The following is a 15,321-nucleotide window of genomic DNA, read 5'->3' on the forward strand; positions in this document are numbered from 1 at the left end:
TGGGCCGGCGCTCTCACGCACAGGCTCTGCGCCTATGGATGAACGGCGCCTTCGTCGGCACGTGGAGTGGCCGGGGCTCGAGGCGCGAGCGAACGCCTCAGGCGCGATCCGCCTTGCGCGTCAGACGGCGAGCCCGTGAAGCCACCGCACGGCGCGACATTTCCGAGTCAAGAATCAGGCGCCCATGCAGCCGACCGTGCAGGCGCTGCACGGATGCCTGCGCGTCCTGCATGTGCTCGCGCATGAGGGTGCGTACGGTCTCGGCATCGCGCGCGCGGGCGGCCGCCAGCAGCCGCCGGTGGTAGTCAACGTTGCTGGCGCCGAAATGCTGCTGTTCGTGCATCGGCATCTGGTTGTCGTAGACCGTGAGCTGACGCAGCATCTGGTTGATCATTTCGCACATGAAGCGCAGGAAAGGATTGGGGCTGGCAGCGGCCAGAATGTCATGAAAGGTCATGTCTTCCTGGCGCTGCGAGAGCTGGTCGGCATCCGGGTCGCTCAGGGGATCGCATTCTTTGATGTTGCGCTCCAGCGCTTCGAATTGTGCCTCGGTCAAGTGCGGCACGGCGCTGGCGGCGAGTTCAGGCTCCAGCAGCTTGCGCGCCTGATAGATGTCGTCGATCGAGACTTCCTTGAAGAACAAATAGTTCTGCATGAGCTGGAACGCCCGGTCCAGCGGCACCTCGACCGCCATGCCGCCGCCGCTGGGCCCGGTGGTCACCCGGATCAGGCCCTGAACCTCCAGTGACTTCAAGGCCTCGCGCACGGTGCTCTTGCTGACGTTGAACATTTCCTGCAGCTCGGTCTCGCGTGGCAGGCGATCGCCCGGCAGCAGGTTTTTGGCCGTCATGAGGCGCTTGATTTCTTCAGCGACCAGATCGCTGCGCTTGGGCTGCGCCACGCTGCGCGCCACGGCCAGTCGTTTGCCTCGTGTGACGTTCAACAATTCTGCTCCTTGGCCTATTCACAACCTTTTCCGTCCCGTGCGCAGGCGGCGAACGGCGCCTTCGGGTTTCACCTGAGATGAATTGGCTTGACATGAAAATTTCAGAAATTCATTATACCAATAATCCTATTTATCATGATAAATAGGATTGTCTTCCGAGGGCTCCCGGCACAGATGGAACACCGCCGACAAGGCCCCATCCATCGACACGCCGCCTTCGGCGGCCAGGAGACATCACGTGAATCGCCGCGACCTACTCAAATTGACAGCGCTGAGCGCCCTCCCCGGATCCTTGCTTTCGGCGCGTGCCGCCATGGCCCAGGCCGACACCATCCAGTTCGGCTGTCCAGTCCCGATTTCCGGCGCGTTCGCCGCCAACGGCAAGTTTGCCGATATCGGCATGAAGCTGGCACTGGAGGAATACGGTAAAGTCTTGGGCAAGCCGCTCTCCTATACCGCCCTGGACACCGAGGGCAAGCCAGCCACCGCCGTGCGCAAGGTGCAAGAGGCGGCACGCCAGCGCGGCACTAAGTTCTTCGCGGGCGGCATTCTGTCGTCCGAGTCGCTGGCCATGGGCAAGGAAATCGAGCGTCTGGGCGGCGTGTTCATCACCACCGCCGGCGCTGACGAAATCACGGGCACTGACTGCAATCGCGCCACATTCCGCTGGTCGGTCCCCACGTTCGGCGCCATCAACCAGACGGTGCGCCCATTGATTGACCTGCACCCCAACGCCAAGCGGTGGTACACCATCACGCCGCAGTACGTATTCGGCGACGGCCTGCTCAACGCGGCCAAGGCGATCTTCAAGGAAAAAGGCCTCGAGCACGTCGGCAACAGCTACCACTCGCTAACGGAAAAAGAATTCAGCGGCCATCTGACCAACGCCATGGCGGCCAAGCCCGACGTGCTGCTATTGCTGAACTTCGGCTCGCAAAACTCCGACACGCTGCGCCAGGCCGTCAGCTTCGGCATGAAGAAGAACATGGTCATCCTGGTAGCCTGGGCCTCGGGCCTTGAGCAATTCGAGAGCCTGGGCGCCGACACCTGTGAGGGCGTCTATTTCGGCGCCCAGTACTGGCACGGCATCGACAGCTCGGCGAACGCGGCGCTGGTCAAGCTGTGCGGCGACAAGCTCGGCTACAACCCCAACTACAGCCTGGCGGGCTCGTACACCTGCACCCGGATCATGCTGGACGCCATCGCCAAGGCGAACAGCGCCGACCCCGCGCAGGTCATCAAGGCCATGGAAGGCATGCAGTACGAGGGCCTGACCGGGTCCGAGACCATCCGCGCCGCGGACCACCAGGTGCTCAAGAATTACTACCTGCTCAAGGCCAAGGCCAAGTCCGCCATGAAGGACAAGGACGACTACGCCGACATCATCAGCAGCGGCCAGTCCTTTCTGTCGCCCGAACAGGCGGGCTGCAAGCTCTAGGTTCGGCCTCGCCGCGCACGGATGCCTGTATCCGCGCGGGCGACCCCAACCGAATGGCGGGGGCCCGGCCCCAACCGCGCCCCCGCCCATCTCTTGCGTCCGCCCGGACAAAGGCCCTCATGAACGTTTACCTGCTGCAAGTCATCAACGGCATAGGCATCGGCATGCTCTACTTCCTGCTGGCGGTGGGGATGTCGATCATCTTTGGCCTGCTCCGATTCGTCAACTTCGCCCACGGCGCGTTCTATCTGCTGGGCGCCTATTTCTGCTTCCAAGCCGTCGAATGGGGCCTGGACTTCTGGCTGGCACTGGCCATCGTGCCGCTGGCAGTGGGCTTCATGGGCTGGGCGCTCGAACGCATCGTGCTGCGCCACGTCTACGACAAGGCGCATGAATTCCACATCCTCCTGACGGTCGGCCTGGCCCTGATCATCCAGGAAGCCGTGATCATGGTCTGGGGGCCGATCGGCGAGAACGTCGCCCCGCCCGACATCCTGTCGGGCGTGGTCATGTGGGGCTCCTTCATCTATCCCAAGTACCGGCTATTCGTGATCGTCTTCACCGCGGTGATCGCCGCCGGACTGTGGTGGCTGCTGGAAGGCACCCGGCTGGGCAGCGCGGTGCGCGCCGGCAGCGAATCCACGGACATGGTCTCGCTGCTGGGCATCAACGTCACACAGATCTTCAGCCTGACTTTCGGGCTGGGCGTGGCCACTGCCGCGCTGGCCGGCGTGCTGGCCGCACCCATCCGCGGCGCCGAGCCCTTCATGGGTCTTGAGGCCCTGGGCATCGCCTTCGTGGTGGTGGTGGTGGGCGGCATGGGCCGGTTCTCGGGCGCCCTGGTGGGCGGCCTGCTGATAGGCATCGTACAAAGCCTGATGAGTTCGATATGGCCCCAAGGCGCGCAACTCATGATCTACGTGGCCATGGGCGCGGTGCTGCTGCTGCGTCCGTACGGGCTGCTCGGGAGGGGATGATGCAGGCGATCAAGGACAATCACCAATTTCTGATGGCCCTGGCCGTCGTGCTGGCCATGCCGCTGTTCATCGATTCGGGGTCGCTGGCCTCGGAGGTGCTGATCTACGCACTGGCCGTGCTGGGCTGCAACCTGCTGCTGGGCTTTACGGGCCTGCTCTCGTTCGGCCAGGGGATATTTTTCGGGGTAGGCAGCTACACATTGGGCAATCTGCTGGTGCGCCTGGACCTGCCGCTGGCCGTGACGCTGCCGTTGACGATCCTGGCCGGGGTGGCCAGCGCTGTCTTTGTGGGCTCGCTCGCCATCCGGCGGCGCAACGTATATTTCGCTCTGCTGACGCTGGCGATGGCCCAGATGTTCTACTTCCTGGCTTACACCATGACCGACGTGACGGGCGGCGACAATGGCCTGCTGGACGTGCCACGCCCGCCGCTGTCGATCCTGGGGGTGGAATTGCTGTCGCTGGAATCTCCCTGGCAGTTCTACCGCTTCGTCGCACTGTGCTTCCTCGTGTCGTTCTGGCTACTGCAGCGGGTCACCACCTCAGTGTTCGGGCGCACCCTGCTGGCCATCCGCGACAATGAGACGCGCGCGGCCGCAGTGGGCTATGACGTGCACGGCCTGAAACTCGTGGTCTTTGCGCTGTCGGGCGGCGTCACGGCGCTGGCCGGCGGGCTGCTGGCGATGATGGCCGGCATCGCGCCGCTGTCCAGCATCGAATACCACAGCAGCGAAATGATCCTGGTCATGACCATCATCGGCGGCACAGCCAACCTGTTCGCCTCGCTTCTGGGTGCGGGATTCTATGTACTGACGGCAGACTGGCTTTCGTTCATCTGGCCGCGCTGGCTGCTCCTGCTGGGCCTGCTGCTCATGGTGATCAGCCTGTACATGCAGCGCGGCTTGTGGGGGGTGTTGGAAAGCCTATGGCACCTGCTGCGCGGTCGCCGCGGCGTATCGGCCGAAACCACTCAACCGGAGCAGCGCCCATGACCGCCACGTCAGTCCGTCCGATCCTGCGCGCGCAGGGCATCGTCAAGCGCTTCGGCAAGTTTGCCGCTGTGCAGAACGTGAACCTGTCGGTCATGCCCAATACCATCCATTCTGTCATCGGGCCCAACGGAGCAGGCAAGACCACGCTGTTCCATACCTTGACCGGCACCTTGCCGGCCACTGCCGGCACGATTGAGTTCAATGGTGTCGACGTCACGGCGCTGGCCGACCACCAGCGTGTGCGCCACGGCATCGCGCGCTCATTCCAGGTCACCAGCCTGTTCCCCTCGCTGGACGTGCGCGAGAACCTGCGGCTGGCCGTGCAGGGCGTGCACAAGCTGACGGTGGCGGACGGCTGGCTCCCACCGACCGGGCAGCGCGCGCGTCGTGAGCTTGTCGACGAAATCCTCGAACGTATGGGGCTCACGCGCGTGGGCGACCTGCCGGCGGCCACGCTGTCGCACGGCCAGCAGCGCCGCCTCGAGGTCGGCATGGCGCTGGCCGCCAGGCCCAAAGCGATCTTCCTGGATGAACCGACCTCCGGCATGGGCGTGGACGACATCGGCGGCATGAAGGCCTTGATCCACGGCCTGCGCGGCGACCATACGGTCGTGCTAATTGAGCACAACATGGGCATCGTCATGGACATCTCGGACACCATCACCGTCATGCAACAAGGCCGGGTGCTGGTCGAGGGCAAGCCCGCAGACATCCGCAACGACCCGCGGGTACGTTCCGCCTATCTGGGCAACATGATCACCGGAGGCGCGGCATGAGCTTGTCTGTCAAGGAAATCCACAGCTACTACGGCAAGAGCCACATCCTGCAAGGCGTCTCACTGGAGGTACCGGAGGGCAGCGTGGCCACCCTGCTGGGCCGCAACGGCGCCGGCAAGTCGACCACGCTCAAGACCATCGCTGGACTGATCGCGCCTCGCCCCGGCTCGATCACCTTTCGCGGGAAGGACATCGCTGGCTTGCCGGCGCATCGCGTGGCGGCACGTGGCATCTGCCTGGTGCCCGAGAACCGGGGCATCTTCAAGCTGCTGAGCGTCGAGGAAAACCTCAAGCTGGGCCTGCGGCGCGAGTCGCCCTGGCAGCTGGCCGACATCTACCGCATCTTTCCGCGCCTGAAAGAGCGCCGGGGCAACGGAGGCGGGCAGCTGTCGGGCGGCGAACAACAGATGCTGGCGATCGGGCGCGCACTGATGAACAACCCGCGCCTGCTGATGCTCGACGAACCGGTCGAGGGCCTGGCGCCGGTCATCGTCGAGGAGATCGTGGCACAGATCGGGCAGATCCGGCAGGCAGGCGTCTCGATCCTGCTGGTCGAGCAGAACCTTGAGGTCTGCACCCAGTTGGCCGACCGCCACTTCGTCCTCGAGCAGGGGCAAATTGTCTATTCGGGCTCGAACGAGGAATTCCGGGCCGACCATGCGGTCAAGGACCGCTACCTGGGAGTAAACGTATGACTGCAACAGCGAATGAACGTCCGGGATTGGATGCCTCCGGGCTGCGCATCGACAGCGAACGCCTGTGGGATTCACTGATGCGCCTGGCGCGCATCGGCGCGACTGACAAGGGCGGGGTCTGCCGCCTGGCGCTGACGGACCTGGACGGCCAGGGCCGCGACCTGGTCCGGGAATGGGCGGTGGAGCTGGGCTGCGAGATCCGCGTGGACGCCATCGGCAATCTGTTCATGCGCCGCGCCGGCACCCGCGATGATCTGCCTGCCGTCATGGCGGGCAGCCACATCGACACCCAGCCGACCGGCGGCAAGTTCGACGGCAACTACGGCGTTCTGGCGGGCATCGAGGTCCTGCGCACACTGCGCGACCATGGCATCCGCACTGAAGCTCCACTGGAGGTCGTGGCCTGGACCAATGAGGAAGGCTCGCGCTTCGTGCCGGTCATGATGGGCTCCGGCGTGTTTGCGGGCGCCTTTACACTGGAGCACGCCTTGACGCAGCGAGACCGCGAGGGCATCTCGGTGGCCGAAGCCCTGGCGCGCATCGGCTATGCCGGCCACGCTTCCCACGGCCCGGTGCGCGTGCGCGCCTATTTCGAGGCGCATATCGAACAGGGTCCGGTCCTGGAAGCCAACGGCACAGTAATCGGCGCCGTGCAAGGCGCGCTGGGCCAGCGCTGGTACGACGTCACGATCCAGGGCCAGGAAGCCCATGCCGGGCCCACCCCCATGGCGATGCGCCGGGATGCCCTGCTGGCGGCCGCGCGGCTCATCGAGTCGGTCAATGTCATCGCCCTGCGACATGCGCCGCATGGCCGCGGCACTGTCGGCTGGATCGACAATTTCCCCAATTCGCGCAATGTCATCCCCGGCCGCGTGCGCCTGACCGTGGACCTGCGCGCCGCGGACGACGAAGTACTGGACGCCATGGACCAGGCGCTGACGCAGTCCTGCCGCGCACTGGAGGATGGCGGCGGGCTGAGCGTATCGCTGGAGCAGGTCGTGTATTTCCCGCCGCAGGCCTTCGATCCGGAACTGGTTGGCCTGGTGGGCGAATACGCCGAGCGCTTCTCCTACAGCGTCATGCCGGTCGTCAGCGGCGCGGGGCACGATGCCGTGTATTTGGCGCGCGTGGCGCCCACCGCGATGATCTTCGTGCCGTGCAGGGACGGCATCAGCCACAACGAGATTGAGGACGCCCGGCCCGAGCATCTGGAGGCCGGCTGCAATGTGCTGCTGCATGCCATGCTGCGGGTCGCCGGCGTGGGCGCTATCGAGGGGAATATCGCATGAAAGTCCTGATCGCCCGCATGAACCACGAAACGAATACGTTCTCACCCGTGGCCACGCCCCTGTCCGCCTTCGGCCCGCAAGGCCCTGTCTACGGCGCCGATGCCCTGGCAGCCAACCTGGGCAAGCGCACCGCGATGGCAGCCTTCATCGACCTGGCGCAGCAGCACGGCGCCCAGATGGTCACACCGATCGACGCCTCTGCCTATCCCAGCGGCCCGGTGGACGGGGACGCCTACCAGCACATCTGTGACCACATCGTCGCCGCCGCGGCAGGCTGCGACGCCCTGCTGCTGGACCTGCATGGCGCCATGGTGGCCGAGACCACCAACGACGGCGAGGGCGACCTGCTGGAACGGCTGCGCGCCTCCGTGCCCGGCGTGCCCATCGCGGTGGCGCTGGACTTGCACGGGAACGTCACGCAAAAAATGATCGACAACGCCGACGTGATCGTCAGCTTCAAGACCTATCCGCACATCGACATGTACGAAACCGGCGCGCACGCCGGACGGTTGCTCTTCGACATGCTGGCCGGGCGCAAGCGGCCGGTCGTCGCCTGGCAGCGGCTGCCGTTGATCAGCCATACGCTGCGCAGCGCCACAGAGTCGCCTGCCATGCGCAACGCGGTCGAGGCCGCGCGCGCGGCCGAGGACGATGGCCTGCTGGCCGTCTCGGTGCTGGCCGGATTCGGCCTTGCGGACATCCCCCACCCCTGCCTGAGCGTGGTGGTCGTCGCGGATGGCGACCGCGAAGCCGCGCAGCGCGCGGCACGAGACCTGGCCGAACAGATCTGGCGAGAGCGCGAAGGGTTCAGCTACCAGCGAGAGCCACTGGAGCAATCCCTGGCGCGCGCAGAGGCCATGGCCCGCGCTGCGGACCGCCCGGTGCTGCTGCTGGATCATGGCGACAACTGCATGTCCGGCGGCACCTGCGACACCATGGACGTATTGTCGGCCGCGCTGGAGCAAGGGCTGGATGGCATCCTGGCGGGGCTCTATTGCGACCTCGAGGCAGTCGCTACCCTGCACGCGGCCGGCGTCGGCGCGGTTGTCTCATTGCCCGTTGGCAACAAGAAATCCCTGGCCCACCTGGGCCGCGACGCCCAGCCCGTGCCCTTGCGCGGCACCGTGCTGGCCGTAAGCGACGGCTGGTACACCATCACCGGCCCTACCTACACCGGCCAACGCGTCTGCATGGGGCGCAGCGCCGTTCTGGACATCGGCGCCGCGCGCCTGGTGCTGACCGAACGCACGCACGAGCCCTGGGATCTCGGCGTTTTCGAGAGTCTCGGCCAGGATCCGCGCAAGGCGCGATTCCTGCTGCTCAAATCCCGCATGTACTGCCGGCCAGTGTTCGTGCCCATCTCGGGCGGCCTGGTCGAATGCGACAGCCCCGGCGCCACCAGCGCTGACTGGCAGCTGTTTCCATTCAGGCAACGCGTACGACCGCTGTATCCCCTGGAAAACGTGGGCGCCGACCGGGCGGCCTACGCGCAGTGAAAACACGCTGCGGCCGCGCTATGGATGGATACCGGTCACAGTCGCCGGTAACGCCCCCGAAGCGGCCCGCCGGAAGGTGGACGGCGAGACGCCGGTATGCCCCTTGAAGAAGCGCCAGAAATACTGATACCGGCAACACAAGATCAAGCGAGATGTCCGTCAACAGCGCGCATGTCCATAGGTTCAACGGCCAGGCAGATCCGATCGAGGTGAATAACCGCATCCAGCGTGCTCTAACGATTAATAGCTTTAATTCAATTAGGCTTGCCCGGGCGTATACAACGGTCCTACAGTCTTAGATTTGTAAACCGGAAAATACAGGTTTTATTGCGTATTTCAATTTTACAGATTAGAATGCGTAAATTCGGATCCAGCATGGGGTTCTCATGGCCGACTTTACTATTCGCACGGCGGAGCAGCTTCCCGTACTGCTTCACGCGTTTCGCAAGCAGGCTGGCCTGTCCCAGTCCGCTGTGGCAATGCGCCTGGGCATCACGCAACAGACGCTCTCAGCCCTGGAGCGTAACGCGGACAAAGTCAGCGCCGACCGGCTGCTGGCGCTTCTGAGCATCCTGGGCGTGGAACTGGTGCTGCGCCAGGGCAGCGACTCGCCAGCGCCAACGCCGCCAACGGGTCCGAACTGGTAGGCGATGGGCCGACGCTCTCACTTACAGGTTCTGTACCTCTGGATGAACGGCGCTTTCGTCGGCACCTGGCGTATGCGGCCCCACGTCGGCGAAATCGTGCAGTACGACGACAGCTGGGTGGCCTCGGCACAAGGTCGGCCGCTCTCCCTGTCGCTGCCTTTTACGCCGGGCAACCAACCGCATCGCGGCGATGCCGTACGTGCCTACTTTGAAAATCTGCTGCCAGACAGCAAGGCTATCCGCGAACGTCTCGCGCGCCGGTTTCAGGCGGGTTCGACGGAGGCGTTTGCGCTGCTGGCAGAGGTCGGACGGGATTGCGTGGGAGCGCTGCAGATACTCCCTGGCAACGTTCCACCGCCAAGCGTTCAAGAAGTGAAGGCAACGCCATTGAACGATGCCGAGGTGGCCCAAGTGCTGCGCTACACCGTGGCGCCGGCATCAATAGCCGGCCGAGACAGCGGCGATGTTGACTTCCGGATTTCCATCGCCGGGGCGCAGGAAAAGACAGCGTTGTTGTGGCTCAATGATCAGTGGTGTCTGCCGCATGGCGCGACGCCAACCACGCACATCTTCAAACTACCTCTGGGCCTGGTCGGCAACCTCAGGTTCGACATGAGCGATTCGGTCGAAAACGAGTGGCTATGTTCGAAGATACTTCACGCGTACGGGCTGCCGGTGGCGAGCACGCAGGTCCTTCAGTTCGAGGACATGAAGGTGCTTGCTGTCGAGCGCTTCGACCGCACGTGGTGGGAGGACGAAGAAGGCAAGAGATGGCTTCTGCGGCTACCGCAGGAAGATATGTGCCAGGCGACAGGAACCGCGCCTCACCTGAAGTATGAGTCCGACGGTGGCCCCGGCATCCGCGCAATCATGACACTCCTGGGCACGTCCAGCGGCCCCGACCGTGACCGGCGTACGTTCTTCCAGGCGCAAGTCCTCTTCTGGATGCTTCGCGCCACCGACGGCCATGCGAAGAACTTCAGCATTTTCCTGCGTCCTGGCGGAACTTACGAACTCAGTCCGCTGTACGACGTGCTCTCTGCCTACCCTGTCATAGGCACCGGCGCAAATCAGCTATCCCCGTTCAAGGCAAGGATGGCCATGGCAGTGCGCTCAAAGAACACGCACTGGGTCATGCGGGACATTACACGTCGCCATTGGCTGGCTGTAGGGAAAGAGCATGGCATCGTAGCGCCGGATGGTCGCGGCGCCGATGTGGTGCTCGACGATATCGTGGCGCACACTCCCGAAGTCGTGCGTTCAGTCCGTGCACTGCTACCCAAGAACTTTCCGGAATATCTGGCGGACAGTATCCTCAACGGACTGCAAGCTGCAGCCAACACACTGGCCGGCTAGCATAGGCAACGGCCCGCTACCGCACCGTTGTCGTGCTACGCAGGCTTTGCCATTTACTCAGCATAGACACTATCTGTGCTGACTGAGGACACCCGCCCTGTCGAGGCCAGCATCAAAGAAACTCCCAAGCCATTGCTGCAGTGGATCACACAACCACCGCTCACGCCCACGAGGCGTTATGCCCGTCCTTGGCAGATGCACTCGAAAACGTCCGGCTTACGCTCAGCCGCACTCGAATCTGGCCAGGAACTGCCTTAACAGATCATCCAGCTGACTGCGTCGCTCATCTGTAAGGGTGGCAACCAGCCTTGCCTGAGTCTCGACATGGGCCGTAACCGCCTTGTCGATGAGCTTGTATCCGTTTGACGAAAGCGAAATCAGAAAGCCGCGGCCATCGTCGGGATTCTTTACCCGCTCGACGAGCCCGGCCTTTTCCAGTTGATCGATACGGTGCGTCATCGTGCCCGACGTCACCATGGTCGACGCCATCAGATCCCCCGGCGATAGCGCATGGGGAGAGCCCGCCCGCCGCAGCGTTGCCAAAACGTCGAAGCTCGCCGCATTCAAGCCATACTCGGCCCAGGTTGTTTCCATGCTGCGAACCAAATGCTGGTTCAGCCGCTTGATGCGTCCGATCGTCCCCATCGGGCCGACGTCGAGATCGGGCCGCTCTTGCTTCCATTGCAGGAGAATTTTATCGATTGCGTCCATGCGTCATATTTTCGTATGGTTTTATCTTGACATCAAGATTCTGAGGATATATCTTGATGTCAAGATAAATAGGAAGGCGCAAATCATGAAGAGTTCCGCAGCGAACGAACGCCCAGCCACCCATCAAAGGGCTGGTTTGGTTTCGTTGTTATGTCTTTTTTTTGGTGGCGCACTGTTGGGGCTGTCGACCAATTTGGCAAAACTCGCGGGCGAAGCACAGCTATCGCCGTTAGCATTCCTGTGCTGGTCCATCATCGGCGCGGCGTTTGTCCTGATGATTGTGTCTGCGCTGCGCCGCGACCTGCCGCCGATCAACGCGCGTGCATTTGAATACTACGTCGTCTCGGCACTGGTGGGGGTAGCGGGATCCAACCTGATTTTCTTTTCGGCCATCCCGCATGTTGGTGCCGGCTTTGTCGCGCTGATCATCTCACTTCCGCCGCTACTAACCTATGTGGGCGCGCTGGCATTGAGGATGGAGCGATTCAAGACGATGCGCGCGGCCGGCGTCGCAACCGCGCTGGCCGGGGCCGTTGTTCTCGCGGCCGGTAAACTATCTTCGCCTGATGCCGAGGGGTTCTGGATTCTCCTCGCCCTGATCGGCCCAGTCTTGCTGGCGATCGGGAACCTCTATCGGACGCTGCGCTGGCCCGCTGGCGCGTCTGCGGATGCCCTGGCTACCGGAATGCTGATCGCCGCTGGCGCCATGTTGCTGGCCGCAGGGTTCTTGCCCGGCTTCTCGCTCGCCGTGCCGCTGAACCGAGCCCTGCCGCTGGGCCTGATCGCCACGCAATCGGTGGTTTTCGCTGGCATGTTTCTGTTGCTGTTCATGCTGCAGAAAACAGGCGGGCCGGTACTCCTGAGCCTGCTGGGGTCTGTTGGCGCTGTCGTCGGTGTGCCAGTCGCGATATTCCTGCAAGGCGAAGCACCGCCCGAAGGTCTGCTGCCAGGCGCGGCCCTGATCGCCGCCGGGATCGCCCTGCTGACGTTGGGCAAAACCACATCCAAATAAGCTTGTAACCATACAGACTGGAGGAACTATCCGATGGATATCACGGTTTACGGCGCCGCCGAGAATGTCGGCCGGCGCATTGCAATTGAAGCGCTGACGCGCGGACACAATGTCACTGGCGTAGTCAGAACGCGCTCACACCCTTGTCGTTGATGACAGCGGGGTTTTGCAGCCGAATCAGGCGCGAGCGCTTTACACTGGGCGGGTATGTAACAAGGAGCACAGCCAAGTGTCTGCAGATTTAAACCAACAATACGGATTAAACCCGGCCCATAGCGAAGTCGTGTCGGCTTGTCAGGTTGTCAACCCCGGCGATGCCTTGGATATGGGGTGCTCCAATGGCCGTAATGCGCTGTATTTGGCGCAGCGGGGTTTCCAGGTCACGGCGGTAGACGTCAACCCCCATGCGCTGGGGCAATTGCAGTCCATCGTTGACCAGGAAAGCATAAATGCCATCACGCCCCGCCTGTACGACATCAGCGATGCAAGCCTGGACGCCGATTACGATTTCATTACCTGCACAGTGACACTCATGTTCATCGAACCCTCCAGGGTCGCCGCCGTGCTGGCCGACATGCAGCAGCGTACCAGGGCGGGCGGCTACAACCTGATCGTCTGCGCCATGGATAGCCCTGACTACCCTTGCCCCATGAATTTTCCGTTCACCTTCCGGCCAGGCGAGTTGAGCGCAGCGTACCAAGGCTGGGAGTTGGTCAAGTACAACGAAGACGTGGGGGCCATGCACAACGGCGCCCGGTTGCGGTTCGCGACCATGCTGGCGCGCAAGGCGGCTTAAGGGCTGGTTAACCCCGATGCCTGCGCTCGCCTTTCTCGCGTCAGGCATCGCCGAGATAGGTGTTCCAAGCGCCCGTTTCGGCGCTGGCTGGCACTACTATGCGAAAGAAGGTCCGAATCAAAGGGATGCTGTTTGACGTCGCCAGGCCACGCTGACCCATTCAAACAGAACGGGCTCCGGCAGCATTGCCGGAGCCCGTTTTCCTTACCCGCCTCACTGCGGCATTTTTTCGCTAACTATGGGAACCGATTTTCGTTCCAATATTCGTCAAGGACTATGTGCAAGGTTGGCATGCATGCACCGTATCGCCGGCGGAATGTCGCGAGGGTGCGAGCCGGTCTCAGCGGCCCACGTCAGTGCATTTTCGGTCCTCCAGCGCGCGCTATTCCGTATCGCCGAGATAGCGTTCGACCAGATAGGCCCAGTAGGCGCCGCCATCCACCAGATTACAGTCGTTGAAGTCGTAGTTGGGGTTGTGCACCGCGCAGGCGCCGTGCTGGTCTCCGGCGCCATTGCCAATGAACAGATAGCAGCCCGGGACTTCTTCCAGCATGTAGGCGAAGTCTTCGCTGCCCAGACGGGCCGGGGTCTGTTCCACCACGTTTTCCGCGCCGTTGAATTCGATGGCGGCGCGGCGGGCGAAGCCGGTTTCGTCAGGGGTGTTCACCGACACCGGATAGCCTCGCTCGTAGGCGATGTCAGCCTGCACGCCGAAGCTTTCGGCCTGCGCATTCACTAGCGCCTTGATGCGCCGTTCCAGCAGCGCCCGGACGTCGGCGTCGAGCGCGCGTACCGACAGCTGCAGAACGGCTGACTGGGGGATGACGTTGCTGATGTGCCCGGCGTTGACCGCTCCGATGGTGATCACCGCCAAGTGACTGGGGTTCACTTCGCGCGAAACAATGGTCTGCAGCGCCATAATGATGCTGGCGGTCGCGACGATGGGGTCTTTGGCCATATGCGGATGGGCCCCATGCCCGCCCACGCCGGTAATGGTAATGGTCACGTAGTCGGATGACGACATCGAGGCCCCATCGCGGGGCAGCAGCTTGCCTTGCGGAAACCCCGGCGCGTTGTGCATGCCGAAAATGGCATCGCACGGGTGCTGCTCAAACAGGCCATCATCCATCATTTTCTTTGCGCCGCCCAGGCTCTCTTCGGCCGGCTGGAAAATCAGGTTCAGCGTGCCCGAGAATTCCCCCTTTTCCGCCAGGTATTTTGCAGCGGCCAGCAGCATGGTGGTATGGCCATCGTGGCCGCATGCATGCATCACGTTGTCATGCTTGCTGGCGTAGGGCAACTGCGTGGTTTCGCGGATAGGCAAAGCGTCCATGTCGGCCCTTATGCCGATACGCCGGCTGCCCGTGCCCTTTTTCAGCACACCGACCAGGCCGGTTATGCCGTACCCGCGATGCACGTCGTAGCCCCATTCGCCCAGCAGCCGGGCAACGATGTCGCTGGTGCGCCGCTCTTCATACCCGAGCTCCGGGTGCTGGTGGATGTTCCGGCGAATCGCCGCGAACTCGTCGAAATGGGCCTGACCTGGGTGGCGATCTGTCTCTGGTGGTTGATGTGCAGGTTGTGGAACTTGCGTCGAGGGAACGGCGTAGATGCGGGATCTCGTCATGCATTATCGCTGCAGCGCAAGGTGAGCCAGATTGCCCCTGATGCCGTCAAAGATTGTGTCCATTACATGAGCGGGAAATCCTTCCGGAATTTTCTTTTGCACAAGTGTTATTGCGCCTTCCACGATACCTGGTAGCTCTTCCAGGATGGTCGTTGTTGGCTCTACGCCGATATACCGCTCACCCACGGAAACCCAATGCCTTCGGTAAATTTCGCGCATACGGTAATGAACATTTTTCCTGCGCAAAGCCATGGCCATTTTTACATTTCGCAGGTGCACTTGTTTGGCGCCGCTCCCTACCCAGGGCCAGGCGGACAGTACATCGTAGAGCGGGGCGAGCTTGAATGTGCCACCCGGAGCAATTGCTAAGCTGAAATTCTTGGCGTGACCGTCGGTAGCCGCTAGAAGCCAAAAATACAGCAGCGCCCTGAAGAAGGTTTGTCGGTCATCTCTCGCGGTGGCAGAGCCGCGAAGAAGGTGCATGATTGAATCGAACCGGGTTTTGAGGAGGCTTCAATTCTTGAGAGAATGGAGTCATGAGCAAGAACAACAAGTTTTCCCCT

General features: G+C 62.7%; 15 protein-coding genes. 11 read left to right on the plus strand and 4 right to left on the minus strand.

The genetic code is table 11. The annotated features are described in order from the left end of the window. Positions 1–97 precede the first annotated feature (97 nt). The gene (locus LOL23_RS16000; RefSeq protein WP_237173877.1) at positions 98–943 is read right to left on the minus strand and encodes a FadR/GntR family transcriptional regulator; all 846 of its coding nucleotides are present in this window, start codon (positions 941–943) and stop codon (positions 98–100) included. A gap of 241 nt (positions 944–1,184) precedes the next feature. On the opposite strand from LOL23_RS16000, the gene LOL23_RS16005 reads away from it, so the two are divergent. From LOL23_RS16005 to LOL23_RS16045, 9 genes are all read left to right on the plus strand, one after another. Continuing rightward, complete coding sequence (locus LOL23_RS16005; protein WP_160977455.1) at positions 1,185–2,384, plus strand: ABC transporter substrate-binding protein; 1,200 nt, start codon at positions 1,185–1,187, stop codon at positions 2,382–2,384. Between the two features lie 119 nt (positions 2,385–2,503). Then, entirely contained in the window at positions 2,504–3,361 is an 858-nt protein-coding gene (locus LOL23_RS16010) for a branched-chain amino acid ABC transporter permease (RefSeq protein ID WP_160977456.1), read from the plus strand. Then, a complete protein-coding gene (locus LOL23_RS16015; protein WP_237173878.1) occupies positions 3,361–4,353 on the plus strand; it encodes a branched-chain amino acid ABC transporter permease in 993 nt (330 codons plus the stop codon). The genes LOL23_RS16010 and LOL23_RS16015 overlap by 1 nt, the downstream gene beginning before the upstream one ends. Then, positions 4,350–5,129 (plus strand): ABC transporter ATP-binding protein, encoded by a 780-nt coding sequence (locus LOL23_RS16020; RefSeq protein ID WP_160977460.1) that lies wholly within the window; start codon positions 4,350–4,352, stop codon positions 5,127–5,129. The genes LOL23_RS16015 and LOL23_RS16020 overlap by 4 nt, the downstream gene beginning before the upstream one ends. Beyond that, the gene (locus tag LOL23_RS16025) at positions 5,126–5,824 is read left to right on the plus strand and encodes an ABC transporter ATP-binding protein (protein WP_237173879.1); all 699 of its coding nucleotides are present in this window, start codon (positions 5,126–5,128) and stop codon (positions 5,822–5,824) included. Before LOL23_RS16020 ends, LOL23_RS16025 begins: the two co-directional genes overlap by 4 nt. After that, the gene (locus tag LOL23_RS16030; RefSeq protein ID WP_237173880.1) at positions 5,821–7,113 is read left to right on the plus strand and encodes a Zn-dependent hydrolase; all 1,293 of its coding nucleotides are present in this window, start codon (positions 5,821–5,823) and stop codon (positions 7,111–7,113) included. The genes LOL23_RS16025 and LOL23_RS16030 overlap by 4 nt, the downstream gene beginning before the upstream one ends. After that, complete coding sequence (locus LOL23_RS16035; protein ID WP_160977466.1) at positions 7,110–8,609, plus strand: M81 family metallopeptidase; 1,500 nt, start codon at positions 7,110–7,112, stop codon at positions 8,607–8,609. The genes LOL23_RS16030 and LOL23_RS16035 overlap by 4 nt, the downstream gene beginning before the upstream one ends. 386 nt (positions 8,610–8,995) lie before the next feature. Next, positions 8,996–9,256, plus strand: coding sequence for a helix-turn-helix domain-containing protein (locus tag LOL23_RS16040; protein WP_237173881.1), 261 nt, complete (start codon positions 8,996–8,998; stop codon positions 9,254–9,256). A gap of 3 nt (positions 9,257–9,259) precedes the next feature. Then, on the plus strand, positions 9,260–10,612 hold the full coding sequence (locus LOL23_RS16045) for a type II toxin-antitoxin system HipA family toxin (RefSeq protein WP_160977470.1): 1,353 nt from the start codon (positions 9,260–9,262) through the stop codon (positions 10,610–10,612). Positions 10,613–10,834: 222 nt separating this feature from the next. Here LOL23_RS16045 and LOL23_RS16050 read toward each other — a convergent pair whose 3' ends face one another. Then, entirely contained in the window at positions 10,835–11,206 is a 372-nt protein-coding gene (locus LOL23_RS16050) for a MarR family winged helix-turn-helix transcriptional regulator (RefSeq protein WP_237173882.1), read from the minus strand. Here LOL23_RS16050 and LOL23_RS16055 point away from each other — a divergent pair. Next, on the plus strand, positions 11,205–12,335 hold the full coding sequence (locus LOL23_RS16055) for a DMT family transporter (protein WP_237173883.1): 1,131 nt from the start codon (positions 11,205–11,207) through the stop codon (positions 12,333–12,335). The two genes, LOL23_RS16050 and LOL23_RS16055, sit on opposite strands and share 2 nt — an antisense overlap. A 229-nt stretch (positions 12,336–12,564) precedes the next feature. Then, a complete protein-coding gene (tehB, locus tag LOL23_RS16060; protein WP_237173884.1) occupies positions 12,565–13,131 on the plus strand; it encodes a tellurite resistance methyltransferase TehB in 567 nt (188 codons plus the stop codon). A gap of 382 nt (positions 13,132–13,513) precedes the next feature. Here the strand turns inward: tehB and LOL23_RS16065 are convergent, their stop codons facing one another. Then, positions 13,514–14,758 carry a M20 aminoacylase family protein gene (locus tag LOL23_RS16065; RefSeq protein ID WP_160977478.1) on the minus strand — a complete coding sequence of 415 codons (1,245 nt, stop codon included), beginning with the start codon at positions 14,756–14,758 and terminating at the stop codon, positions 13,514–13,516. Positions 14,759–14,761: 3 nt separating this feature from the next. Next, positions 14,762–15,241: a HipA domain-containing protein gene (locus LOL23_RS16070; protein WP_237173885.1), complete on the minus strand. Its 480-nt coding sequence runs from the start codon at positions 15,239–15,241 to the stop codon at positions 14,762–14,764. Positions 15,242–15,321: the final 80 nt, after the last annotated feature.

Origin of the sequence: Paracandidimonas lactea (genome assembly GCF_021653995.1) — a bacterium.
GTDB classification, from domain to species: Bacteria; Pseudomonadota; Gammaproteobacteria; order Burkholderiales; family Burkholderiaceae_B; genus Allopusillimonas; species Allopusillimonas lactea.